This is a genomic window from Corallococcus sp. AB038B, assembly GCF_003668955.1.
GTDB lineage: Bacteria > Myxococcota > Myxococcia > Myxococcales > Myxococcaceae > Corallococcus > Corallococcus exiguus.
On record NZ_RAWO01000001.1, the window covers coordinates 2,468,791 to 2,491,840 of the forward strand.

19 protein-coding genes are annotated in these 23,050 nt (G+C 70.0%); 10 read left to right on the forward strand and 9 right to left on the reverse strand.

Features of this window, described 5'->3' with window-relative positions; translation table 11 throughout:
* A complete protein-coding gene (locus D7Y04_RS10255) occupies nt 1–276 on the reverse strand; it encodes a hypothetical protein (RefSeq protein ID WP_120595633.1) in 276 nt (91 codons plus the stop codon).
* Nucleotides 277–613: 337 nt separating this feature from the next.
* Between D7Y04_RS10255 and D7Y04_RS10260 the strand changes: the two genes are divergently transcribed.
* Both D7Y04_RS10260 and D7Y04_RS10265 read left to right on the forward strand, forming a co-directional pair.
* Nucleotides 614–1,408, forward strand: coding sequence for an alpha/beta fold hydrolase (locus tag D7Y04_RS10260; protein ID WP_120595632.1), 795 nt, complete (start codon nt 614–616; stop codon nt 1,406–1,408).
* 102 nt (nt 1,409–1,510) lie between these two features.
* A complete protein-coding gene (locus tag D7Y04_RS10265) occupies nt 1,511–2,401 on the forward strand; it encodes a DUF459 domain-containing protein (protein WP_121759086.1) in 891 nt (296 codons plus the stop codon).
* 13 nt (nt 2,402–2,414) lie between these two features.
* On the opposite strand, the gene D7Y04_RS10270 is transcribed toward D7Y04_RS10265, so the two are convergent.
* Both D7Y04_RS10270 and D7Y04_RS10275 read right to left on the reverse strand, forming a co-directional pair.
* Nucleotides 2,415–3,272, reverse strand: coding sequence for a general secretion pathway protein GspE (locus D7Y04_RS10270; RefSeq protein ID WP_120595630.1), 858 nt, complete (start codon nt 3,270–3,272; stop codon nt 2,415–2,417).
* Between the two features lie 70 nt (nt 3,273–3,342).
* The gene (locus D7Y04_RS10275) at nt 3,343–3,714 is read right to left on the reverse strand and encodes a Spx/MgsR family RNA polymerase-binding regulatory protein (RefSeq protein WP_121759087.1); all 372 of its coding nucleotides are present in this window, start codon (nt 3,712–3,714) and stop codon (nt 3,343–3,345) included.
* Nucleotides 3,715–3,868: 154 nt separating this feature from the next.
* Here D7Y04_RS10275 and D7Y04_RS10280 point away from each other — a divergent pair, with 154 nt between their 5' ends.
* From D7Y04_RS10280 to D7Y04_RS10295, 4 genes are all read left to right on the forward strand, one after another.
* Entirely contained in the window at nt 3,869–4,906 is a 1,038-nt protein-coding gene (locus D7Y04_RS10280) for a lysylphosphatidylglycerol synthase transmembrane domain-containing protein (protein ID WP_120595628.1), read from the forward strand.
* A gap of 115 nt (nt 4,907–5,021) precedes the next feature.
* A complete protein-coding gene (locus D7Y04_RS10285; RefSeq protein ID WP_120595627.1) occupies nt 5,022–5,432 on the forward strand; it encodes an SET domain-containing protein-lysine N-methyltransferase in 411 nt (136 codons plus the stop codon).
* A gap of 196 nt (nt 5,433–5,628) precedes the next feature.
* Nucleotides 5,629–7,251, forward strand: coding sequence for a DUF1592 domain-containing protein (locus D7Y04_RS10290; RefSeq protein WP_233601343.1), 1,623 nt, complete (start codon nt 5,629–5,631; stop codon nt 7,249–7,251).
* Nucleotides 7,252–7,263: 12 nt separating this feature from the next.
* A complete protein-coding gene (locus D7Y04_RS10295; protein ID WP_120595625.1) occupies nt 7,264–8,643 on the forward strand; it encodes a DUF1552 domain-containing protein in 1,380 nt (459 codons plus the stop codon).
* 94 nt (nt 8,644–8,737) lie between these two features.
* Here D7Y04_RS10295 and D7Y04_RS10300 read toward each other — a convergent pair whose 3' ends face one another.
* Nucleotides 8,738–10,042: a pectin acetylesterase-family hydrolase gene (locus tag D7Y04_RS10300; RefSeq protein ID WP_120595624.1), complete on the reverse strand. Its 1,305-nt coding sequence runs from the start codon at nt 10,040–10,042 to the stop codon at nt 8,738–8,740.
* A gap of 281 nt (nt 10,043–10,323) precedes the next feature.
* Between D7Y04_RS10300 and D7Y04_RS10305 the strand changes: the two genes are divergently transcribed.
* Nucleotides 10,324–11,001, forward strand: a complete 678-nt coding sequence (locus D7Y04_RS10305; protein WP_121759334.1) for a hypothetical protein — start codon at nt 10,324–10,326, stop codon at nt 10,999–11,001.
* On the opposite strand, the gene D7Y04_RS10310 is transcribed toward D7Y04_RS10305, so the two are convergent.
* On the reverse strand, nt 10,992–13,127 hold the full coding sequence (locus D7Y04_RS10310; RefSeq protein WP_121759089.1) for an ATP-binding domain-containing protein: 2,136 nt from the start codon (nt 13,125–13,127) through the stop codon (nt 10,992–10,994). The genes D7Y04_RS10305 and D7Y04_RS10310 overlap by 10 nt on opposite strands.
* A gap of 328 nt (nt 13,128–13,455) precedes the next feature.
* Between D7Y04_RS10310 and D7Y04_RS10315 the strand changes: the two genes are divergently transcribed.
* From D7Y04_RS10315 to D7Y04_RS10325, 3 genes are all read left to right on the forward strand, one after another.
* The gene (locus tag D7Y04_RS10315) at nt 13,456–14,325 is read left to right on the forward strand and encodes a hypothetical protein (protein WP_158620641.1); all 870 of its coding nucleotides are present in this window, start codon (nt 13,456–13,458) and stop codon (nt 14,323–14,325) included.
* Between the two features lie 98 nt (nt 14,326–14,423).
* Nucleotides 14,424–17,267, forward strand: coding sequence for a carboxypeptidase regulatory-like domain-containing protein (locus tag D7Y04_RS10320; RefSeq protein ID WP_121759090.1), 2,844 nt, complete (start codon nt 14,424–14,426; stop codon nt 17,265–17,267).
* A 50-nt stretch (nt 17,268–17,317) separates the two neighbouring features.
* Complete coding sequence (locus D7Y04_RS10325) at nt 17,318–18,463, forward strand: acyl-CoA dehydrogenase family protein (protein ID WP_120546224.1); 1,146 nt, start codon at nt 17,318–17,320, stop codon at nt 18,461–18,463.
* A gap of 2 nt (nt 18,464–18,465) precedes the next feature.
* Here the strand turns inward: D7Y04_RS10325 and D7Y04_RS10330 are convergent, their stop codons facing one another.
* The 4 genes from D7Y04_RS10330 to D7Y04_RS10345 all read right to left on the reverse strand — a co-directional run bounded on the left by D7Y04_RS10330 (nt 18,466) and on the right by D7Y04_RS10345 (nt 23,024).
* Nucleotides 18,466–20,172, reverse strand: a complete 1,707-nt coding sequence (locus tag D7Y04_RS10330) for a hypothetical protein (RefSeq protein ID WP_121759091.1) — start codon at nt 20,170–20,172, stop codon at nt 18,466–18,468.
* Between the two features lie 121 nt (nt 20,173–20,293).
* The gene (locus D7Y04_RS10335) at nt 20,294–20,824 is read right to left on the reverse strand and encodes a DUF2780 domain-containing protein (protein WP_121759092.1); all 531 of its coding nucleotides are present in this window, start codon (nt 20,822–20,824) and stop codon (nt 20,294–20,296) included.
* A 115-nt stretch (nt 20,825–20,939) separates the two neighbouring features.
* A complete protein-coding gene (locus D7Y04_RS10340) occupies nt 20,940–21,428 on the reverse strand; it encodes an 8-oxo-dGTP diphosphatase (RefSeq protein ID WP_120599580.1) in 489 nt (162 codons plus the stop codon).
* A gap of 51 nt (nt 21,429–21,479) precedes the next feature.
* Entirely contained in the window at nt 21,480–23,024 is a 1,545-nt protein-coding gene (locus D7Y04_RS10345) for a pectate lyase (RefSeq protein ID WP_121759093.1), read from the reverse strand.
* Nucleotides 23,025–23,050: the final 26 nt, after the last annotated feature.

Below are 23,050 nucleotides of genomic sequence, written 5' to 3' on the forward strand. Positions count from 1 at the left end.
TTACATCCGCCAGCCGCCGGGCACGCCCGCGCTCTTGCCGAACGCCGGCTGCGCGTAAACCTCACGGAAGCGCGCACGCAGCAGGTCGAACGTCTGCTGAAGGTCCGGCGCCGCGGCGCGCGCGTCCGGCAGCTGTCCGCCCATCCGCGAGAAGCAGCGGCTCATGGCGCCATCCAGCCACTGCGCCACGGCGGCGGTGTCCTGGTCCTGAAGCCGCTCGAACACGGACAGGGCGCGCTCCAACGTCTCGCCGACCAGCTCCGTGGAGTCGACCACACTCCCAGCGCAAAGCCTCGTGGCCCGAACCTCCAGGGCCGGACGATGCTTGCGAACAAACTCCCCGAAGGCATGCAGATTCACAGTGACCATTCTTAACCCTTCGCCCCCACGCTGTCAGAACGCCGACCGCGAAAATCCTTGGCTTCCGGACACCGTGAATCGTGTCGGTGGAAAAGGGTGGTGGGATGAATCATGTATCACTCTCCGTCCTGGCAAGCGAGGGACCGGGAGCATTTCCCCCAGGTCGTGGGTCGTGCGGGCCACCCGGTGGGATGGGGCAGACCCAGGGGGCCTGCGTTGTTTGCTCCGGCGCGTTTCAAGGAAAGCGAGAGACATGCGTCGCACGGTGGAACTGACGGACATGGCAGGGAATGACGAGGGTCCTCGCGTCCTCTTGTTGCCCGGGCTGGGCGCGCGTGGATCAGGCTTTCGTGAGCTCGCCCTGCGGCTGACGGACGTGGCGCGTCCCGTCATGGTCGAGTACCCGGAAGGCGAGCATGCGGCGTGTGGCGCGAGGGCCCTGGCGGAGCAGGTGCTGCGCGTCACGGGCAAGGTGGACGCGGTGGTGGCCAGCTCCTTTGGCGGCATGGTGGCGGCGCACCTGGCCGCGGGTGGCGCGACTCGCGGCGTTGCCTTTCTGGGTGCGTTCACACGCACCTCGCACGTGGGGCCTCGCGGAAGGCTCATCTCGATGATGGGACCCATCGCGGTGCTGGGACGTCCCGGGCGCGTCGCTGCGTCGCTGGCGGCGTGGCGCCCGGTGGCCTCCCATCAGGTGGCGGACGTGGTGCCCACCACGCTGCTGGAGCAGCTGACGACGCTGCGGCGCGCGTTCTCCATCCATACGGAGCCTCCGCCGCCGGACCTGCGCCCGCTGAACGTGTCGTGTCTGTGCATCCAGGGGGACCGCGACGTGCTGGTGCCGCCGTCTTCGTTGGAGCGGCTGGCCGCGTCGCTGCCGGAGGGCACACCCCGGCACTTGCTGCGCGGCGCGGGACACGTTCCCTATTTCTCACACCCGGAGGAGTGCGCGCGGCTGCTCACGCCATGGCTCCAGGCGCTCGCGCCCGCGGGGCTCGCGGTGCTGACGGCCCGGGGGCTCGGGGCGGACGCAGGCTCCGTGGCCTGACGCCGCGCGCGGCCTTGACAACCCACACGCGGTTCGACGGATCCACCCGCCTGGCGGGGGGGTGTACGGATGCGGTCGCGGGAAGTAGTTTCGCCTCCGCCGATGTCGACCCGTCCTCTTCGCGCGCTCCTCTTCCTGGCGTTCCTGTCCACGGCGGCGCAGGCCTCCGCGGAATCCGCCCCCGGGCTGACCGCCTCGCCCGTGCTGCCCACCGCTCCGGCCCAGGCCGCCGCTCCGGCGCCCGTGCCCCGCCGCACCGTGTTGCTGTTGGGTGACAGCCTCATCGCCACGGGCTTCGGGGAGTACCTCCAGAACCAGCTCGCCGCGCACCCTCGCATCCGCTGCGAGCGCCGCGCGAAGTCGTCCACGGGCCTGGCGCGCCCGGACTTCTTTGACTGGCTGGAGGTCGGCCAGCAGGAGGTGCAGCAGCACCAGCCGGACGTCGTGGTGGTCATCCTGGGCGGCAATGACGGGCAGGCCCTGCACACGCGGCAGGGGCGCGCCACCGTGGCCTGGGGCAAGCCGGACTGGCAGGGCGAATACCGCCAGCGGCTGACGGACTTCGTCACGGCCATCTCCGCGCCGAACCGCAAGATTGTGTGGCTGGAGCTGCCCGCCACGAGCCGCCAGCGCTTCGAGCAGAAGCTCACGGTGATCCGCGACCTGCAGCGGGAGGTCATCGCCGCGCGCGGGGACGCCGTGCACCTGGACACGCGGCCCTACTTCACCGACGCGCGCGGCAAGGCGTTGAAGCAGGCCCGAGTGGATGGCTTCCGCAAGCCCATGCGCCTGCGCATGACGGACGGCGTGCACTTCACCGTGGCCGGCGGGCGCTACTTCGCGAACAAGGTGTACCCGGAGGTGCTGGGCGTGCTGGGCCTGGAGCACCTGGAGCCCGAAGAGAAGCACACCACGCGCCCCGCTGGCGCTTCGGCGAAGCCCGCGATGCAGGCCCTGGCCCCGACGGCTCAGGAAGCTCCGACGACGCCGTAGCGGCTTCCCCGCTTCAGGAGTGGCGCGGCCAGGAACTCTCGCTGCCCGCGTCGGGACGCAGCCTGCGCACGGCGCGCAGGAGCAACTCCTCGTCGCGCGGGTTGGCCAGGAAGCCGCGCGCCTCCAGCTTCCGCGCCCGCTCGAAGCCCTCGTCGTCCGACGTTCCGTGGACGATGAGCGAGCCCTCGATGTGGACCTCGCCCGCGAGCAGCCCCTCCATGGCCTGGAGGGGAGCGAGCACCACGTCGTTGTCGCGCGTGTGCAGCACCTCCAGCGGCGTGGCGACGCGCGACGGGATGCCGTTGCGCGCCAGCGTGCGGGAGATGAGCACCGCGGTGACGGGCGGCCAGCCGTAGAGCATCAGCGGCGGGCTGGGCACGGCGGGACGGGGCGGCTCCTGCGCGGCCCCCGCCGTCTCCCGGATGCCATACAGGGCGCTGAGCGCGCGGGACAGGGCGCTGTCGGAGGCCAGGTGCGGCTCCACGCGCGCCTTGCCGGACACGGCCCGCACGTCATCCACCGCGTCCAGCGACAGCGGCGCGGGCACGGCCAGGTGCAGGACCTCCTTGTCCTCGCGCGTCTCCAGCCACAGCGGCACGACGCCGTACTGCCGGGCGATGCGCGAGGGCACCAGGTTCGTCAGGGAACGGTCGAGCGGATGCCGGTCCAGGTCCACGGCCTCCACGTCGAACTGGAGGGCCAGCCCACGCAGCACGTCCGCCTCCGAGCACACGCCCTCGCTCACCAGGGCGCGGCCCAGGGGGACATGGACCTCGTGGTGGTGCACCAGCCCTAACCGGAGCTGGCCTTTGTCGACCACTCCCAGCTCCAGGAGGATCTCCCCCAACGGGCGTCTGGATCCGATTTCCATGCCCACTCAACGTGGCAACCGCCTCCGCACGCGACGACGGTCGGACGGGGGCTCGTCCGCCCGCCCGCCCTCAAGACGCGTGAAGGGGGAAGAGCGCCTCGTAGGTCTCCGGCTTGAAGCCCACCGTGACGGACTCCTTCGTGACGAGCACGGGCCGCTTCACCAGCTTCCCGTCCTTCGCCAGCCACTCCACCAGCTCCGCGTCGGAGGCCGCGTCCACCTTCTCCTTGCCGAGCGCGCGGTAGCTCTGGCCGCTGGTGTTGAGCCACTTGCGCACGGACACGCCGCTCCTGGGAATCCACTGGCGCAGCTCCGCCACGGTGGGCGGCTGGTCCACGATGGCGCGCGTGCGGTGGGGCACGCCCCGCGCCTCCAACCACTTCAGCGCCTTCCTGCAGGTGTCACAGCCGGCGTACGCCAGCACGAGGATGTCGTCGGACATGCGCGGGCTTCTACCAGACCGCCCTCGCGAACAGGCAGCACGGCGCCTGTCTCCTCGCACGGAGGGCAGGCGGGCCGCCATGCTTCAGGACCTGCCCCATGGGGCCGGGAAGCGCATCCTTTCCGAAGCCATCCCATTCCCAGGAAGGAGACGCATGCAGGGCACTCGCGCCGAACCCATTCCCACCCTGGAAGAGCCGCTGGAGGTGCCAGCGAAGCGCCGGCGCGGTTGGTGGATTCCAGGGGTGTTGGTGCTCGCGGGGCTCCTGGCGTTCATCCTCTCGCGGCACAACGAGGAGAGGCAGTTCCTGGAGCTTCTGCGGCAGGCCCGGCCCGCGTGGCTGCTGGTGGCCGCCGCGTGCCAGGTGGGCACGTACCTGTGCGTGGCGGGCATCTGGTGGATGGTCCTGCACCGCGCGCGCATCAAGACCTCGCTCTGGTCGCTGGCGCGGCTGTCGCTGATGAAGCTCGCGTTCGACCAGGTGATTCCCACCGGCGGCGTGGGCGGGTCGCTGCTCGTGGGCCGCGGGCTGCGCCGTGAAGGCGCGAACCCCGGCATCGCCGCGGGCGCGGTGCTGCTCACGGTGCTGTGCTTCTACATCGCGCAGGCGCTGGGCGTGGGCGTGAGCCTCTACTTCCTCTGGCGCAAATCCGAGCTGAACGACTGGATCCAATGGCTCGTCACCGGCTTCGGCGTGGTGGCGTTGATCATCCCGCTGGGCATCCTCTGGGCCACGCGGCACCGCGAGTGGACGCCGGGCCGCTTCGCCCGGCGCATCCCGTCCCTGGGCACCCTGCTCAAGGCCATCGCGGAGGTGCCGCCCGGCATGCTGCTCAACCCCGGCCTGCTCGCGCGCGGCGTCCTCCTGCAACTGGGCGTCTACGTGCTGGACGCGGCCACTCTGGGCGCCATGCTCCGCGCACTGGGGCAGGAGGTCCCCCTGAGCACCGTGTTCGTCAGCTTCATGGTGGCCTCCATGGCGGAGACGGTGTCCATCATCCCCGGCGGCGTGGGCACCTACGAGGCCGCGTCCGTGGGCATGCTCAACCTCTTCGGCGTCCCGGTGGAGGCGGCGCTCGCGGGCACCCTGCTCCTGCGCGGCTTCACGCTCTGGCTGCCCCTGCTTCCTGGCCTGTATCTGTTGCGCCACACCTTCCGCCGCCGCCCCGTGCCCGGGGGGCAGGCAGGCTGACTTCACCGGAAGTCACGGAAGGCCTCACGCCCTCGCCGCCGCTTCCCGTGGCCGCCCGTCTTGCGCGATGGTTCGCTTCCGCGTGGACGCCACCGGAAGCGAGAGCGATGCACTCATGAACCTGGGCCCTGCGCTGTTCCTCTACCCCGGCGTGAAGGTGCGGCCGTGTGAGTGGGGCATGGGCGTCTTCACGGACACCTTCATCGCCGCGGGAGAACTCATCGAGGAGTGCCACTACCTCAAGGTCCCGCAGCAGCAGTTCCGGGGTGAACCGCTCGACGACTATGTTTTCGAGATTCGCTGGCACCGCAACGAAGAGCCCCGCGAGGGTGACTGGGTCGCGCTCGTGATGGGCTACGGGATGATCTACAATCACGCGAGCGAACCCAACGCGTCCTATAGCCGCGGGGAAGATCGCGATGTGTTCCGTTATCACGCACTGCGGGACATCCACCCTGGTGAGCAGATCTTCATCAGCTACGGGGAGACCTGGTGGAAGGCGCGAGGTGAGGAAGTTCCTCCCTGAGTCGTGCACGCACCGTGTGCGCACCTGACAGGTGCGTTCGCACTTCCTGCTCCGTGAGGGTGGCTTCTTCCTCGGGGAAGCTTGGAAACGCTCGGAAATGAATTCCCCCGTGTCCGCGTGGGGAGCAACCAGTACAATGCGGGTCGCCTGTGCGCCGGTGCCTCAGGCCGCGCGGATGCGAGGAATGCCAGACATCATGCCATTGCGTCGTTTCTACCTATCCTCCGCTCTCGTGCTGTCCGCCTCCGCCTGCACCGGCAACATCGGTGGGCAGGACGCGGAGCCTGAAAGCGCGGCGGCGCCCGCTCGGGTGCGCCGGCTGACGCGCGACGAGTACAACAAGTCCGCCTCCGTGGTGCTGGGCACCGAAGTCGACATCGCCCAGGGCTTCGCGGCCGAGGACACCATCCTCGGCTTCTCCACCCACGAGCGTCTCCAGGTGACGTCGCTCCTGGCGGATCAGCTCGACACCGCCGCGGTGACGCTGGCGGAGCAGGGCAAGTCACAACTGAGTGACCTCTACGCGTGCCCCAAGGGCAAGACGCAGGACGAGTGCGCGCGCTCCTTCATCCAGCGCGTGGGTGAGCGCGCCTTCCGTCGGCCGGTGACGGCGGACGAGGAGACGGACCTGCTGGCCCTCTTCAACGAGGGCAAGAAGGGCGGCACCATGGCGACGGGCGCGGAGCTGGTGCTCCAGGCGCTCTTCTCCTCCTCGTCGTTCCTGTACCGCACGGAGCTGGGGCCGGAGACCGCCCGCAAGGGCCAGGTGGTGGAGCTGACCGCCTACGAGGTCGCCTCCGAGCTGTCCTTCATGGTGACCGGTGGACCGCCGGACGCCACGCTGCTCGCCTCCGCCAAGGCCGGCACGCTGTCCTCGGCGGACGAGCGCGAGACCCAGGCGCGCCGCCTGCTCAAGACGGAGGCCGCGCAGGTGAAGCTGCGCCAGTTCTTCGTGGAGTGGCTGGGGCTGGGCGGCCTGGCCAAGGTCAACAAGAACAACCTCGTGTACCCGGACTACAGCGTGGACTTCCGCGACTCCATGGTCCGCGAGCGCGACGCGTTCATCGACTTCATCGTGAAGGAGCACTCGGGCTCCGTGGAGGAGCTGCTGAGCGCCAACTACTCGTTCGTGGACGAGACGCTGGCGAACTTCTACGGCGAGCTGGAGCGCACCAACGTGGATGGCGACACGGGCCTGGGCCGCGTGACGCTGCCGCCGGAGCGCCTGGGCATCCTCACGCAGGCGGGCGTGATGTCCACGTACGCCCACTTCGACTCGTCCTCGCCCATCAAGCGCGGCAAGTTCGTGCTCACGCGCATGTTGTGCCGCACGGTGCCCGCGCCGCCGGCCAACGTGTCCACCATTCCCCCGGCCCTGTCGGAGGACGCCACCACCCGCGAGCGCTTCGCGGCGCACACCAACAACCCCGCGTGCGCCAGCTGCCACAAGACCATCGACCCCATGGGCTTCGGCATGGAGGACTTCGACGGCCTGGGCCAGCACCGCACGGAGGAGAACGGCCGCAAGGTGGACGCCAGCGGCGCCGTGATCGCCAGGGACGGCACCACCAACCTGGGCGACTTCACCGGTGGCGCGCAGCTGGCGCGCTACCTGACGACGAGCGAGGAGCTGGCCAACTGCGTGCCACTGCAGTTCGTGCGCTACGCCATGGGGCGTGACGAGCACGCCTCGGACACGGAGCTGCTCGCCGCCATGCGCACGGGCCCCTACCGCACGGACCGCCTGAAAATCACCGAAGTGCTGGTCAGCCTGGTGCGTTCGTCTTCCTTCACCCAGCGGCGTCTGCCCACCCGTTGAGCTTTGACTTCCATGCCCCGCGACTTCTCCCGACGCAGCATCCTGAAGCTCCTGTCCGGCACGGCCATGGCGGCGCCCTTCGCGCACCTGCTCACCAGCTCCGTGGCCGAAGCGGCGGACGCCGCCCCCCTGCGCTTCATCGCCCTGTTCACCCCCCACGGCCTCCTGCCGGAGTACTGGGTGCCCAAGGGCAATGACACCAGCTTCAACATCGACTTCGAGAACTCCGTCCTCCAGCCGCTCCAGCGCCACCGGGACAAGCTCCTGGTGCTGGACGGCCTGGACTACCGCGTCCTCTACGAGCACGGCCGCACCGGCCACGAGGGCGGCCCCGTCACCTTCCTCACCGGCAGCCAGGTGGAGGTGTCCAGCGGTGACGAGCTGCCCAACAACGCGTCCCTGGACCAGGTGATTGGCAACGCGGTGGGCGGCTCCACGCAGTTCCGCTCGCTGCAGCTGCACGCCTTCGAGCAGTTCGGCGCCCAGCACGTCTACAACAGCATCTCCTTCACGGAGAACGGCTCGCGCGTGCCGTTCGAGCTGAACCCCGCCAACGTCTACAAGCGACTCTTCGCCAGCATGGGCGGCTCCGAGGCGGAGGCGCAGGCCATGCTGACCAAGCGCAAGAGCCTGCTGGACTACCTCATCAAGGACGCCACCCGGCTGAAGTCGCGGCTGGCGACCGCGGAAGGCACCAAGCTGGACACGCACCTGGCGGCGCTGCGCGACATCGAGCGGCGGCTCACCAGCTCCGGCGCGCTCAGCTGCTCGAAGCCGGCGGCGCCTTCCGGCGCGGTGAACGACCTGGGCGAAATCAACAACATGCCCGCCCTCACCGAGCTGCACATGGACCTCATTGCCCGTGCGTTCGCGTGTGATTTGACGCGCGTGGTGACCATGACCATCCCCGGGCCGTCCATGCCGTGGATTGGCATCGACGAGGACATCCACAACGACATCGCCCACCGCACGGACACCCAGTCCGAGCCGGCGCGCACCGAAATCCGCCTGCGCATGGTGGCGGTGCAGCGGTGGTACGCCGAACAGGTGGCGCGGTTGATGGACACGCTCAAGTCCATCCCGGAGGGCAGCGGCACGGTGCTCGACAACACCGTCATCCTGTGGGGGAACGAGCTGGGCGACGCGGCCGGCCACATGAACGTGTCCATCCCCACGGTGCTGGCGGGCGGCGCGGGCGGGAAGTTCCGCATGGGCCGCATGCTGTCCCTTCGCCCCGGGAAGGACCCGCTGGGCGACTGGGCTGGCCCGGGCAAGCCGCTGGTGGGCGCGGTGGAGCACAACAAGCTGCTCACCACCATTGCCCAGGCCTTCGGCGTGAACGTGGACCGCTTCGGCCACGAGGACTACGTGGGCACGCTCAACCTCACCTGACGCCTCCGGGCGGCCTGCACGGCCCCGGAAAAGACAACGGGAGCGGACCTTTGGGGCCCGCTCCCGTTTTCATTTCAGCGAGTGACGGTGGGGACTACCCGCCGAGCGCGCCGTTGATGAGGGGCGCGAGGATGCTCATGCCCGCGTCCTCGTTGTTGTAGTTGTTGGCCGGCTCGTAGATGCGGACGCGCTGGTTGCTGTTGATGAAGCGCGACAGGAAGACGTCCATGGGGACCATCTCGCTGTGGCAGGCCCAGGACTGCCAGGGGCTGTTGACGTACTCGTACCAGTACTTCTTCTCCATGCGCTGGCAGGCGTGCGCGCCCACGAAGGTGATGATGGTGCTGCAGTGGCTGGCGTTGATGGCGCGGTGGTGCGGGATGAAATAGCTGAAGTTGTTGTACTTGTTCAGCTCGTTCACGAACGCATCCTGGTCCGTCTTCCAGTACGCGTGGACAGACGCCTCGTCGTTGGGCGTCTTGAAGCGCTCATACGAATAGCGCGAGTAGTTGTAGTCCATCGTGTAGCCCGTGTACGCGAGCTGATCGTTCGGGAACTCGGTGGCGACCATCTTGTTGATGGAGCCCATGTCGCTGATGCTGAAGCTGGCCGGCAGCTGGCTGAACACCGAGTCCAGGTTCCACGACGAGCGGATCTTGTCGTGCAGCGGGCGCGACAGGGAGTTCGCGTTCGGCGCCATGAAGATGGGGCCGGAGTCGTTGATCATGTACCCCTTGGCCGGGTTGATGGCCTTGCGGATGAAGTAGTAGCCGGCGGAGGTGGACGTGCCACCCGCGCTGTAGCCCGTCACCAGCAGCTTCTGCACGTTGGGGAAGTTCTGCTTGGCGTAGTTCGCCGCCGCCATCGTGTTGGTGTAGCCGGAGTGCGACCAGGTCAGCGGCGCCTGTCCGCCCGTCGTGTCCGTGTAGACCTTGGTGTTGTTGCCGATGTGCACGTCGCCCGTGCAGTACGGCATGTAGACGATGTTCCAGTCCTTCGTGACGATGTCCTTGCGGTCACGGAAGGGCAGGCCCGGGTCCGCCCCGTTGACGATGGGGGACACGTACTTGGCCGTGAACTGCGTCATGTAGTCGTCGGAGATGCCGTTGGGGTTCGCCGCGCCCAGGATGCCCGTACGGCCGCTACAGGAATCGTAGTCCCAGCACGCGCCGCCACCCTCCATCATGAACAGCAGGTTGGGCGAGTTCGTCTTGTGCACGAAGAACTTGTACTGCGAGCCGTTGCCACACTTGGTGCCGGGCAGCGTGACCTTCTGCCAGGCGTAGTTGTTGCCGCCGTCCACCAGCACGTCGACGATGCCTTCGACCAGCACTTCGGCATGCGCGGCGCCCACGGGGGCGGAGAGGGCCAGAAGGCTCATCCAGAGAAAACTTCTCATGCGGCTTCCTCCAAAGGGGGAGTGAATAGGGTTGCGGCCGGGGATGATACGTCTTTGTTTATCAGTCGTAAGCGGGGAAACTTCGCTTGCGGTGAAAATAGTGAATTCCATGTTGGGTGCAGCATTCCATCCGAAACGATTGGGATTGTCGTTGCGCGTCAGTCAGGATTTGAGAATTGACGCATGGGGTCATGTCTTAATTGTATCAATTGCGCGGTGCGTTGCTGGCAGGTCATGACACGGGTTGCGGCGGCTGCGGGGGGCGGGGTATGGCCTTGGGCATGAGCACGCACGCGCGATGGAAGCTGCCTCTGGGCACGGCGGGAGTCCTGGCCCTGGCGGTGGGGGCGTGGCTTGTCTTTGGCGGGCAGGCTCCGGAGGACGCCGCGCCGGTAGCGGCGCCCGCGCCCGTGACGCAGGCCCCCGCGCCGCCGCCCGTGTTCGCGTCCACGCCGGCGGTGCCTCGCGCGAAGGACGGCGGGCTGGACCTGGTGGGCGCGGCGACGGCCCAGGTGCAGGCGGCGCCGGACGCGGAGTCCGGCCCTTATCCGGTGGACCTGGAGGCGATGCGCGCGAAGCTGCCGGGCAACCTGTACTGGGAACTGGACGCGCCCACGAAGGACCCGGAGGAGCTGCGCCGCCGCGAGGGCGTGAAGGCGAAGTGGAACGGCCTCTTCGGCAAGGTGCAGTCCAACGAGGCCTCGGAGGAGGAGGTGCACCAGTACTACGAGCACCGCCGCCAGGTGTCCGAGGACGCCATCGCCTTCGCCACCACGATGCTGCAGGACTACGGCGACAAGCTGCCCTCGGAGCACCGGGGCCTGTTGGAGCTGAGCGTGAACATGCACCGCACGCGCCTGGCGGAGCTTCCGCGCCAGGAGGCGGAGGCGCTGTCGCGCCGTGAGGCCCACGCCCAGCGGCAGAAGGAGTGGCGCGCGGGCGGCGGCCGTCAGCCCTGATTCGACTCGTCCGCGCCGGGGAAGGTGCGGATGAGCGGGGAGCGCACGGTGGAGGAGGCCACCCACAGCTGGTGGGAGGAGCGGGTGACGGCGACGTGCAGCCTGCGGCGGGCCTCGTCGTCCGCGGGGTAGGCGCGCGCGGTGACGTCCGGCAGGACGACGTAGTCGAACTCCAGACCCTTCACGTTGTCCACGTCCGTCACGTCCACGCCGGGCTCGAAGGAGAAGTCGCCCTCCAGCACCAGCCGCGCCCAGGGCATCTCCCGGATGACGCGGTGGAAGGACTGGGCGGCCTCGCGGCTGCTGGCGATGACGCCCACCGACGCGTGCGGCTCGCGCAGCACCAGGTCGCGCAGGGCGTCTCCCAGGAACAGCCAGGCCTGGGCCTCGTCGGGGAAGTGGTGGAAGCCCACGGGCGCGCCCTCGCGGCCGGCCTTCGCGGCGGTGGCCGGGGACTGCTTGCCCAGCACGTGCTGCGCCAATTCCACCACCGGGCGCGGGCAGCGGTAGGACACCTGGAGCCGGCAGGTGGCGGCGTCGCGGATGCCCAGCTCGTCCAGGGCGGCGTCCCAGCCGGCGAAGCCCGCCGTCGTCTGTTGCACCTCGTCCCCGGCGAGCGTGCAGCTGCGGCTGTCCGCGAGCAGCTGGCTGACGACGAAGAGCTCGAAGAGGGAGAAGTCCTCCGCCTCGTCCAGCACCACGTGCGCCAGCCGCTCCGCGCCCAGCGCGCCCCGCTGCGCCTTGAGGAACATCAGGACGGGCAGGTCGTCCGCGTCCACCGTGCCCGCGAGCGCGGCCGGCGTGTCCGCTTCAATCGCGCGCCCGTCCACGGTGACGAGGCGGTCCTCGTCGAAGCCCTTGTACTGGCGCGACAGCGGCGTGGCCGTCTGCTGCCGGGTGTGCTCCAGCACCTCCGCCACCACGGTGAGCGGCAGTTCTCCCTTCGCGTCCGCCACCACGGCCTCCACGAAGGCGCGGTCCAGGTACGCGTCCGCCAGCTTGATGCGCAGCCGGTCCAGCGTGGGGGGCAGGGCCTTGCCCTTGAACACGGGCACGCGGTCGGCCAGCGCGCGGCGCAGGGCGGGGTGGCGCTTGAAGCGCGAGACGAGCGCGGGCGTCTCCGGTGACAGCTTGATGCCCGGCACGCTGAAGGCGGAGCGCGCGGTAGCCAGCGACCAGGCCTCCAGCGTCTCCACGGACACCTTGCCCAGGCCCAGTGGCGCCAGCAGCCGACGCGTGAGCCGGGCCAGGCCGGCCTCCGGGACGACGACCTTGGTGCGCGCCTGCGGGTACGACTTCGCGTCGTCGAAGATGACCTTGGCCAGCCGGTGCAGCGCCACGGTCGTCTTGCCGCTGCCCGCGCTGCCCAGCACCAGCAGCGGCTGCTCCGGGCCGGTGCTGACGGCGGCGTACTGCTCCGCGTCCAGGAGCGCCGTCACGCCGAAGGCGTCCTCCACGTGTGTTGCGCCCCGGCCCACGCCCAGGAAGCCCGGACGCGCGGCGGTGCCGCTGCCGCCCGCGAGCACGGAGGCCGCGTCACGGCCGCGCGAGTGCCAGCGGCCCTGTGAATCGCGCTGGAGCAGGTAGGGGCCGGTGCTGATGCGGGTGAGGACGCCCTTCTCGATGATGACCAGCCGGCGCGCCTCCACGTCTCCTTCTGAGAGCCGGTCTCCGAAGTACTCCTCGAACGCGTCGCCCTCCTCGTAGTTGTAGAAGACGCGGGCGACGGGGGCGAACCTCCAGTCGATGACGCGCACGCCGGCGGAGAGGTTGGCGAAGCTGGTGCGGCCGAGCAGGTAGTCGCGCGCGCCCGTGGGCCCGGACAGGCGCAGGTGCGCGAAGTACGGAGCGTGCGCGTCTGGCAGTGGGATGGCCTCCTGCCGCTCCAGCATGGAGCGCACCTCGTTCATCTGGGTGAAGACGTGCGGCAGGTCCGCGGCGTGCGCTGTGGTGGCGTCGTCGCGCAGCACCGCCAGCTGGGCCATCAGTCCCTGCGTGTCCAGCGTGCGTTCCGCGGCCTGACGGCGCGCTTCCGTCAGCGCCTGCTGGACGCGTGACAGCAGGGCCTCTTCCTCGGCGATGAGCGCGAGCGCCTCGGGCGACAGCTCCTGCTCCTGGCCGGCCATGATGTCTTTCCTTTCCGCCCGTGGGCGTGCGTGGAGCGGGCAAGGTGAACGCTGGCCACCGCCGGGTCAACCCGTTGGATTTTCGGGCCGACTTGCTAGATTGAGGATCGCGGTGGAGGCGCCCGTCCCTTCTCCCGGGTCCTCCCGCACACGCGCTTCCCATCCACCCCGCCAGGTTGCCTCCCCAGGGGGTGGGGTGGATGTCCGCGACTGATCGCAGATGGGGGTTGTCTGTCGAATGGCGGCGCGCGCTGGAGGCGGGTGGCTTCTATCGGCACGCGCGGCTTGCTTCCTTCCGCATCCATCCCGAACACGGAGGATGTACCGGATGACCTCGATGAATGCGCCGTTCCGCTGGACGCTGTCACTCGCCGCCGCGCTGGGAATCGCCACGTCGGCGGGGGCGCAGGAGCCGGAGCCCCCGTCGGAACCCCAGACGGAGTCGGAGACGTCCACGACGACCACGACGACCACGACCCCCACGATGAGCTCGGAGGAGACGCAGAAGTCGGGCGGACACCACCCCGAGGGGCGCATCGGGCCGCAGTTCGCGGTGAGCGGCAACGTGGGCTTCGGCCTGGGCTACGTCTACACGAACGGCCAGGCCCCGGGCGGCGGCCTGGAGGACCTGAAGATCACCCAGTCCGCGAAGATCTCCTTTCCCATCATCGCGGAGCTGGGCTTCCGGGTGACGCCGCGGTTCTACCTGGGCGTGTGGGGCAGCTGGGAGCCGGTGCTGACGAAGACGAACGAGCTGTCATGCCCGGAGGGCTTCGACTGCAGCACCTACCAGTGGCGCGTGGGGCCGGAGGTCCGCTACCACATCCGGCCGGGCGGGAGCTTTGATCCGTGGATTGGCCTGGGCGTGGGCCTGGAGATCCTCAAGAGCCACGTGGAGGGAGACACGCAGGTGCAGGTCGCGCCGGGCGTGTTCCTCCCCACGCACGTGGACACGCACGTCACGGACCGGGGGCCCACCATCGCGCGCCTCACGCTGGGTGGTGACGTGCGAGTGACGCGGGCCCTGGCGGTGGGGCCCATCATCACCGCTTCCGTGGGCCAGTACACGGTTCGCACCGGTTCGCAGACGCTGGACATCACCGGCGTGGGCACCCGCGACCAGGGGCTCACACCCGTGGATGACGGCTTCCACGCGCTGTTCACCCTGGGCCTGCGAATCGCGTTCCTGCCCCTGTAGCACCGCGTGGCGGCGGAAAAACGCGAGACGCCCCCTTGGAACCGGGGGGCCGGGTGAGGTGTCTTGGGGCGCGGCTCCCCACCTCCCCCGGAGGGTGCATGTCGTCTCGCAAGGTGTTCGTCGTGGTGGCCGGGCTGGCGCTCCTGCTGGCCGGCGTCTTCGTCTGGATGCGCGCCTCCGCGCCCGCCGCGGAGGTGCGCGATGAAGCGGTGATGTCCCCCGAGCGGCCCGCGCCCGGCCCGCCGCGGGCCCCGGTGCGCAATGGGGGCGGTGCGACCGCGCCCGTGGAACAGCCCATGCGGGACGCGGACGGCGCGCTGCGCGTGGAGACCGTCACGGCCTCGGGGCCGCTCGCGGGCGCGGAGGTGTCGCTGTACCTGCGAGGTCCGGCGTCCCCGGGCTCACGGCTGTCGTCGTGGCGCGTGGCGGGGCAGGGCCGGACGGATGCGGCGGGAGCGCTGGTGCTGCCCGCACGTCCGGGGCCCTATCTCGTCACCGCGCATGCGGAAGGACTGGCGCTGGCGCGCGCGGAGGTGACGCGTCCCCGGGGAGAAGCGCTGTCCACGGTCCGGCTGGTGCTGGAACCCGGTGTGTCGCTGACGGGCCTGACGGTGGAACGCGCGGGCGGCGCGCCAGTGCCGATGGCGGCGCTGACGCTGACGCCGCACACCGGCTTCGAGGACGCGCTTCCCGTGTTCCTCCAGACGGGCGCGTCGGTGCCGGACGAGGCGCGGCACGAAGCACTCAGCGACGCACGGGGCGCGTTCGGTTTCCACGGGCTGGCGCGCGGTGAGTATCAACTGGAGGCGCGAGCCCCGGGCCACGCACCCCGCCGCATCGCGCGTGTGCACGTGCCGGGGACGGACGTGCGCGTGGAACTGGATGGATCCGCGTTCATCGAGGGCTTCGTCACCCGCGCGGATGGAACTCCCGCGCCGGGAGCGCGCGTGAGCGCCTGGGGCGAGGACGGCGCCGTGGAGGTGGAGGCCGGAGACACGGGGAGCTTCTCGCTGGACGTGCCGCCCGGGTCGTTCCAGGTGACGGCCCGTCATGGATTGGAGACCGGCGCGGCCGGAGGCGCTGTCGTCGTAGGGCCGGGCATGACGGTGAAGGACGTGCGGATCCGCCTGGGTGGCGCGGCGTCGCTCGTGGGCGTGGTGCGGCGCAAGGGCTCGGGCGAGGCCATCGCGGGGGCCACGGTGGGCGTGCGCGCGCATGGCGACCGGGCGGACCTGCTCCAGGCACGTTCGGGGGCGGATGGACGCTTCGAGGTCGGCGGACTCGCGCCGGGCGCCTACGACCTTCAGGTGCGCGCTCCGGGCTTCCAGCCGCTCACGCGCACGGGGTTGGGCGTGCTCGCGGGGCAGCGCTTCGAACTGGTGCTGGAGCTCGCGGCTCCGGGGCGCATCGAAGGCACGGTGGTGGATGGCGCGGAGGCGCCGCTCTCTGGCGTGACGGTGGTGGCCCAGCTCAAGTGGAGGCCGCTGCCGGACGCGCTGCCCTCGGTGACGGATGCGCAGGGGAGCTTCACGCTGGAGGACGTGCCGGAGGGCACCGTGTACGTCGCGGCGCGCCGCGCGGACAGCGAGGACGAGGTGCGCCAGCCCGTGCGCGTGGTGGCGGGACAGACGGTCATGACGCTGCTGACGCTCGTGGGTGAAGGCGTGCTGGAGGGCACCGTGCGCAAGGAGGACGGTGCGCGGCCGTCCGGCGCGGTGACGGTCACCGCGCACCGGGTGGGGGCTCCCTCCTCCGAGTCCGTCGACGTGCCCGCGAAGCCGGATGGAACGTGGTCGATGCGCGTGGGCGCGGGGCGCTACCAGTTGAGCGCGTGGCTGTCCGCGCTGCGCTTCCAGAACGGCGACCAGCAGCAGGTGGTGGAGCTGGAGTCGGGCGGCCGGCTCCACGTGGACCTGGTGGTGGGCGAGCCCAGGAAGCCGCTCCGCGTGACGGTGCTGGAGCCCAACGGCGCGCCCAGTGTCCACGCGACGGTGATGGCCACGGAGGCGGGCCACACGGACATCCAGGCGGAGGAGATGACGGACGCCTCCGGCCAGGCGGTGCTGGCCTTGGACGGCCTGGGCTCGGACGCGTGGCGCGTCTGGTCCACGAATGGCGGACGGCAGGGCGAGGCCGCGAGCGTGTCCGCGTCCCAGACGGCGCTCACGCTCCAGCTGAAGCCCGCGGCCCGCTTGAGGGGCACCGTGCGCTCCGCCGGAGGTCGCGAGGTGAGGGGCTTCACGCTGACCGTGACCGCGGCGCGCGGCGACGACGACTTCCTCTCCCGCGTGGAGCGCCAGTTCTCTGGCGATACCTTCCATGTGGAGGACCTCTTCCCCACGCATGTCACTGTCGTGGCCACGCTGCAGGATGGGCGCGCGGGCAAGGTGGACGTGACGCTCGCGTCGGGCGCGGAGGCCGCCGTGGAAGTGGTTGTGGACGCGGGTGGCGGCGTGTCCGGGCGGCTGGTGAGTGCGATCACGAACGAGCCACTCTCAGGCGCCTACGTGGACGCGGACGGCATCATGTCCCCCACGACGGGCGCGGACGGACGCTTTGAATTGAAGGACCTGGCTCCGGGCGCGTACCGGCTCACCGCGTGGGGCCGGGGGCGGGAGCTGGTGGACCGGCGGGTGTCGCTCGCCGCGGGGAAGACGCAGGACCTGGGGGATTGGCGCCTGGGCATCCGGCGCGTGGAGCCAGGGAGGCTGGGCCTGAGCTTCGGCATGACGGGACGGGATGTCGTCATCAGTGACATCGCCGAAGGCGCGAACGTCGCGGGGCTCCAGGTGGGGGACGTGGTGCGCTCCATCGACGGGGCGGTGGTGTTGGACACGGCCGAGGCGCGGCGGCGCGAATGGGGCGTTCCGGGCAGCCCCGCGGTGCTCGCGCTCCTGCGGGGCGGCCAGTCGTTGTCCTTCACGTTCATCCGCGCACGCTGAAGGAGGCACGGCTTGAAAGCGCGGGGCGGGCCCTGACAGCATCCCAGTCCATGGATGAGCGCTTCACCCCGGAGCACGAGGCGTTCCGCCGCACCGTGCGTCAATTCGCCGAGAAGGAGCTGGCCCCGCACGCGCTGGAGTGGGACCAGGCCGGCGAGTTCCCTCGCGACGTGTTCCGCCGCTGCGGCGAGCTGGGCTTCTTCGGCATCAGCCACGACCCTGCATATGGCGGGAGCGGGCTGGACTATTGGTACGTGGCCGCCTTCGCGGAGGAGCTGGCGCGGGCGCGCAACGGGGGCGTGGCGATGTCGCTCCTGGTGCAGGGGCAGATGGCCACGCCGGTCATCAACGAGCTGGGCACCGACGAGCAGAAGCGCGAGTTCCTGGCTCCCGCGCTCACCGGGGAGCGCATCGCGGCGCTGGCGATGAGCGAACCGGACGCGGGCTCGGACCTGGCCCGTCTGCGCACCACCGCGCGAAGGGACGGCGACGACTACGTCATCCAGGGCGCGAAGACGTGGATCTCCAACGGCGCCCGCGCGGACTTCCTGGTGCTGGCGGTGCGCACGGGCGGGGAGGGCGCGCCGGGCATCTCGCTGGTGACGCTGCCCACGGACGTGAAGGGCTTCTCCGTGTCGAAGAAGCTCCAGAAGGTGGGGCACCGCTCGTCGGACATGGCCATCCTCTACTTCGAGGACTGCCGCATCCCCGCCCGCTACGTGCTGGGCCGGGAGAACGACGGCTTCTTCCACATCATGAACAGCTTCCACGCGGAGCGCCTGGTGACGGCGCTCTACACGGTGGCGGTGATGGACGACCTGCTGCGTGAAGCCATCCGCTACGGCCGTGAGCGGCAGGCGTTTGGAAAGCGCCTCTTGGACTTCCAGGTGTGGCGCCACACCTTCGTGGACCACGCCACCCGCGTGGAGGCGGCGAGGCAGCTCACCTATCAGGCGGTGCAGCTCTTCAATCGCAAACGCAAACAGAAGCCGGTGAAGGAGATTGCGATGGCCAAGCTCCTCACCACGGAGCTGGCCCAGCGCGTGGCCTATGACTGCCAGCAGTTCTACGGCGGCATGGGCTACGTGGAGGAGTCACACGTCGCGCGGGCGTGGCGCGACGTGCGCATGCTCACCATTGGCGGCGGCACGTCCGAGGTGATGAAGGAGATCATCGCCGGGACGATGGCGCTGTAGCCTCAGGCGGCCTGCTTCTCCGGGTTGCCCTCCAGCCACCGGGCCGCATCCGCTCCGTTGCCCGTCCACACCGTCGGCGTGCCGTCCACGGTGCGCCGGGCCACCTCCAGCTCCCAGCCCACCTTCACGGGGCCGACCTTGAAGCCAGGCGCCATGGAGACGCCGCGCTGCGTGTAGGACGTCTCCTTGTATTCCACCTTCGTGTCCTCGCCGGCCGTCTTGAACGCCCCCGGCACGTCCCCCTCCAGGAGCTTGCCGAACGCGCCGTTCTTCACGAGCGTGCCGGGGTTGCCTTCGATGCTGACCTCGTAGGACGTGCCCTTGCCGTTGCCCTGGACCAGGCCGGCGCCCTCCACCGTCAGCGTGACCTTGCTGCGCGAGTTCGCCGCCAGGTCCTTCAGCGCGGGGCCGAGCGCGGCCTTCGGGTCCTTGAGGATTTCGTCTGTCTTTGCCCCGGTGGGCAGCGGGATGCGCGTCTCCACCTCCAGCTTGCCGCTGCCCTTGAGCGATGCGCCCACCTTCACGCCGCCCTTGATGGGGAGCTTCATCCGGTCCGGCCCGACAATGGACTTGTCCACCTCCAGGTTCCGGTTCGGGCCGCCGCCCACCTCCACCTGGACGGCGTCCTTGATGACGACCTCGGGCGGCTTGCCCTCCGGGAACTCGATGCGGACCGTGCGGTCCGAGCGGGCCTTGCCGCCCACGTCCAGGTTGTTCACCAGCGGGCCGCCCGGGACGGGGATGTCCGCGGCGAACTGCGCGGCGCCCGTGCCACGCAGCTCCACGGCGGCCATCTTGCTCTGCAGCCACTCGATGTCCTCCTTGGGAGGCATGTCGGCCGCGCCCGCGATGTTGGCCTGCATGCCTGTCTTCATGCGGTCCATGATGCGGTTGGCCCGGGCCACCTCGGCGGGCGTCTCGAACTTGAACTCCACCTTGCCGCCACCCCCCGCGAGCAGCTTCGCGTCGAGCTTGCTGTTCTCGAAGCCCACGCCGCCCAGGACCTCCGAGTCGATGCTCAGCCGGTAGTTGGGCCCCGGCTCGCGCGCGCCCGTGGTCGGGTGGGTGCGCATGCCCTCTTCGCAGCTGACCTCAATCTGCGCGCGCGTCTGGAGGCGGCCAATCTTGTAGCCGCCGTCGAAGCCGCCGGACGTGGAGAACTTGTCCCCCGGCTTCATGGACTCGATGTCCGCCTGCGAGCCCGTCACGTCGGTGCCGGCTCCGAGCACCTTGAGGGCCCCGTCCACCTTGGACTCCAGCCAGGTGAAGCCGGGCACGTTGTCGCGAGCGCTCTGCAGCAGTTGCTCCATCGCGCCCTGCGGCTGCACGGTGCCGCCCACGCCGCCCGAGGCCTGGACGTCGGGCTGTACCTGTCCCGCGCCGCCGCCCTCGAGCCCCAGGGCTCCAGGCCCATCACTCCCAGCCCCGCCGGCCACGGGGCCCGCCTGCGTGCCGCCGCTGACGCCGCCCGCCGCGATGCCTCCCGGAGCTCCGGCCGGAGCCGCATGGCCTCCAGCTCCGGCCGGAGCCGCGCATCCACCCACCCCGGCCGGACCCGCGCGCCCACCGCGCACCTCGAACCCGTCTCCCGGACGCCCGACTGCGGGCCGCTGCGCCGGACGGTTCGCGGGGCCCTGCGACGGGGCCTCCGGAAGCCGGCGGGGGGCGATGGGAGCGGGGGAGGGCTGCATGCGGGACAAGAATGTCATGACCGGGGCTCCTGGCGGGTGGGAGCCCGCCGTTCCCCTTCAAGTCACCGCGAGCGGAATTGTTTTGCATTCCCGCCCGACTTTTCCCTCAAGCCCCTGGAATGACAGGGCTCCGGCGTTCCTATTTCCCCAGGATGCCGCCGAGCATTCCGCCCAGTCCGCCGCCCCCCTGGGGGCCGCTGCCGCCACCGGCGCCGCCCGCGAGCAGGGGCATCACGGCGAGGATCTTCCCCACCAGTCCCGGGTCCAGGCGGGACTTGAGGAAGTTGAGGAGCAGGGGCGCGACCAGGGTGGCCTTGCTCGTGTCCAGGTTGAAGCGCTGGAGGATGGCCACCACGCCGGCGATCTCCCCCGCGTGGGCCGCCGCGCCACCCAGGGCGCCCATGAGGCCGCCACCACCACCACCGCCACCACCGCCGCCGAGCATGCCGCCCAGCGCGCCCATGAGGCCGCCGCCGTCAGCCGCCGGGGCCTCCGCCTGCTGCTGCCAGCCCTGCATCTCCGGGATGGCCTGGTCCATCTGCCGGGCCGCGTCCGGGCCGACCTTCTCCTGCACCGTGCCCTGCACCAGCTTCAGGAGCGAACCCGCGAGCCCCTGTGCCTGCGTGCCATTCACTCCAAGCTGCTGCGAGAGCTGTCCGATGAGGTCCATGCGCCGCGCTCCTTCACGTGAGTCTCAAGTGTGAGCGGCGGTTGTAGCGGTCCGGGCCGGAGCGCTGGTTGGAAAACGGCCGTGAGCGTTGGTCGGAGGACGCCCGGAGGACGCCCTACAGTCGGGTGAAGGACCAGCTCAACGCGCGACCGCCCTCGTAGGGCATGACCCCGTGGAAGGGGCGCGGGTCCGCGTCGAACACGAGCGGCAGGAAGTGCCGGTCCCCATCCCACAGCGACAGGGACAGGATGGAGGACACGGGGACCCAGGACAGGGAGCCCTCGGGGTTCTTCTCCAGGGGCGTGCCCTCGAAGGCGTCGATGCGGAAGATGAAGCCCAGCCAGTCCTCGCCGTGCTTGCCGAAGCCGGGCCAGGACAGGGTGCCGCGCAGGACCATGCGCGTGCACTCGATGCCGGCCTCCTCGCGAATCTCGCGGCGCATGCACGCGGCGATGTCCTCGTCGCGGTCCATCTTGCCGCCCAGGCCGTTGTACTTGCCGTAATGGGCATCCTCCGGGCGCGCGTTCCGGTGGATGAGCAGCACCTGCTGGCCGTCCGGCGACATCACGTAGCCCAGCGTGGCGACGATGGGGGTGTAGGGCATGGGCCCGGTCGTCGCCTGATTCGGGCAGGGCGTCAAGCGGCGTGGACCGCCTCAATAGTTCCAGGCGGTGCAGTCGGTCGTCGTGCGCGTGACGAACTCCGCCAGCGTGCGCATGTTCCGAGCGAACGTGCTCGTGTCCAGGTAGTCCCCCGGCGTGGCACCACTGCGCGGGCCGCCCGGGCTGTACGTGGTGATCCACCGCTCGTTGTTCACGGCCGCGTCCACCGCCTGGGCCGTGTCCGCGCGCAGCTGCTGGCACGAGCGCTTCATCACGGTCGTGTCGGTGGCCAGCCGGTCGTACTCCGCGCGGATGGCGGCGAGCTGCGACGGACCCTCCCAGCCGTAGTTCTGGTAGGTCGGCGGCGCGGTCGAGAACCGGACCGGATAGCCGCCAGGCTTCACCGTGTAGAAGCCGATGTTCGACGGTGAGGTGTCGTCGAGTTCGATGTAGCGGGAGAGAAGTGTGTCATTGGCGTAGTCGACGGTCTCCAGGTACGCGAGCGCGGTGCCGACCGCGGCGCGGTTCGCCGGGACGCCCGGGTCGAGCTGGTAGAGGCGAAGCAGCGCCCACATGACGTCCTGGCTCTCCTGTCCGGCAATCGCTGGCGTCTCCCAGCTGCGAGCCCAGCGCGGCTGCATCTGGATGTCATATTGCTGCGCCCAGGCAGGCTGCGGCTGCGGCATCTGCGCGCGGCGGAGGAAGTCACCGAACGCGGTGCGCATGGACTGATACGTCGCGGCCTGCGAGGGGTAGATCTCCTTCGCCCAGGACAGCATCTCCACGAAGGCCGTCGCCAGGTTGTCATTCAGCGTCGGGTCGTCCCAGTACTCGTTCGTGTAGGAATTGGCATGGCAATGGGCGAGGCCACACGAAGTGCCAATCGACGGCGGATAGCTCGCCAAGAGTGCGGGCCGCGCGGCGACGGGGCCGGTGAACCCCTGGGGGAAGCCGCCGTTCGTGGGGAACTGCGAGGTCTCCACCCGCGCGCGGGCGTACGACGAGGAACCGGAGATGGCGGTGTTCGCGAACCCGAGGAGCTGGTCGGTGCGCATGATGGCGATGAGCGCGTTCTGGGTGACCTGGTCGTCGTAGGCCGTCGTGGTGCAGCCGCCACAGCTACAGCTGGCCGTGGTGTTGAGGTAGCAGGCCTTGATGGTCGGCGTCGGCTTGAAGTCCGCGTAGAGGCGCCATCCGCCCGACTTCACCTGTCCGTGGCGCAGCGCCATCGCCGCGTCCAGCGCGTAGGTCTTGAGCGCCGGAGTCGCCGGGTCCGCGAGGGCGGCTTCGACGAAGGCAATCGTCACGTCCGACGTCCCGGGCGACTGGATCATGATCTGATCCTCGTCGAGCTGGATGTCGCCCCAGCGTTCGCTCAGGTTGGTGGCGTTGTGGTGCCACGCATAGCCACCGTGGCGCGCGACGTTGTCATGGAAGTACTTCGCCGCGTTCCGCATGCGGCCCAGCGCCTTCTGCCGGAGCGGCGTCGTGGCCGCCTGTCCGGACTCCCCGAGCTCGCTCTCCGGTTCGGTGGCCGGCGAAACACAAGCCAACGCGGAGAGGACGGGGAGGAGCGCGAGCGCGAGGTGTCTGGGCATGGATGTGACACGTAACACATCCATGC

Excerpts from the sequence above, each read along its gene's own strand:
- D7Y04_RS10260 (WP_120595632.1), top strand. The coding sequence starts at position 614 with ATGCGTCGCACGGTGGAACTGACGGACATGGCAGGGAATGACGAGGGT.
- D7Y04_RS10265 (WP_121759086.1), top strand. The coding sequence starts at position 1,511 with ATGTCGACCCGTCCTCTTCGCGCGCTCCTCTTCCTGGCGTTCCTGTCC.
- D7Y04_RS10270 (WP_120595630.1), bottom strand. The coding sequence starts at position 3,272 with ATGGAAATCGGATCCAGACGCCCGTTGGGGGAGATCCTCCTGGAGCTG.
- D7Y04_RS10275 (WP_121759087.1), bottom strand. The coding sequence starts at position 3,714 with ATGTCCGACGACATCCTCGTGCTGGCGTACGCCGGCTGTGACACCTGC.
- D7Y04_RS10280 (WP_120595628.1), top strand. The coding sequence starts at position 3,869 with ATGCAGGGCACTCGCGCCGAACCCATTCCCACCCTGGAAGAGCCGCTG.
- D7Y04_RS10285 (WP_120595627.1), top strand. The coding sequence starts at position 5,022 with ATGAACCTGGGCCCTGCGCTGTTCCTCTACCCCGGCGTGAAGGTGCGG.
- D7Y04_RS10290 (WP_233601343.1), top strand. The coding sequence starts at position 5,629 with ATGCCATTGCGTCGTTTCTACCTATCCTCCGCTCTCGTGCTGTCCGCC.
- D7Y04_RS10295 (WP_120595625.1), top strand. The coding sequence starts at position 7,264 with ATGCCCCGCGACTTCTCCCGACGCAGCATCCTGAAGCTCCTGTCCGGC.
- D7Y04_RS10300 (WP_120595624.1), bottom strand. The coding sequence starts at position 10,042 with ATGAGAAGTTTTCTCTGGATGAGCCTTCTGGCCCTCTCCGCCCCCGTG.
- D7Y04_RS10305 (WP_121759334.1), top strand. The coding sequence starts at position 10,324 with ATGAGCACGCACGCGCGATGGAAGCTGCCTCTGGGCACGGCGGGAGTC.
- D7Y04_RS10310 (WP_121759089.1), bottom strand. The coding sequence starts at position 13,127 with ATGGCCGGCCAGGAGCAGGAGCTGTCGCCCGAGGCGCTCGCGCTCATC.
- D7Y04_RS10315 (WP_158620641.1), top strand. The coding sequence starts at position 13,456 with ATGACCTCGATGAATGCGCCGTTCCGCTGGACGCTGTCACTCGCCGCC.
- D7Y04_RS10320 (WP_121759090.1), top strand. The coding sequence starts at position 14,424 with ATGTCGTCTCGCAAGGTGTTCGTCGTGGTGGCCGGGCTGGCGCTCCTG.
- D7Y04_RS10325 (WP_120546224.1), top strand. The coding sequence starts at position 17,318 with ATGGATGAGCGCTTCACCCCGGAGCACGAGGCGTTCCGCCGCACCGTG.
- D7Y04_RS10330 (WP_121759091.1), bottom strand. The coding sequence starts at position 20,172 with ATGACATTCTTGTCCCGCATGCAGCCCTCCCCCGCTCCCATCGCCCCC.
- D7Y04_RS10335 (WP_121759092.1), bottom strand. The coding sequence starts at position 20,824 with ATGGACCTCATCGGACAGCTCTCGCAGCAGCTTGGAGTGAATGGCACG.
- D7Y04_RS10340 (WP_120599580.1), bottom strand. The coding sequence starts at position 21,428 with ATGCCCTACACCCCCATCGTCGCCACGCTGGGCTACGTGATGTCGCCG.
- D7Y04_RS10345 (WP_121759093.1), bottom strand. The coding sequence starts at position 23,024 with ATGCCCAGACACCTCGCGCTCGCGCTCCTCCCCGTCCTCTCCGCGTTG.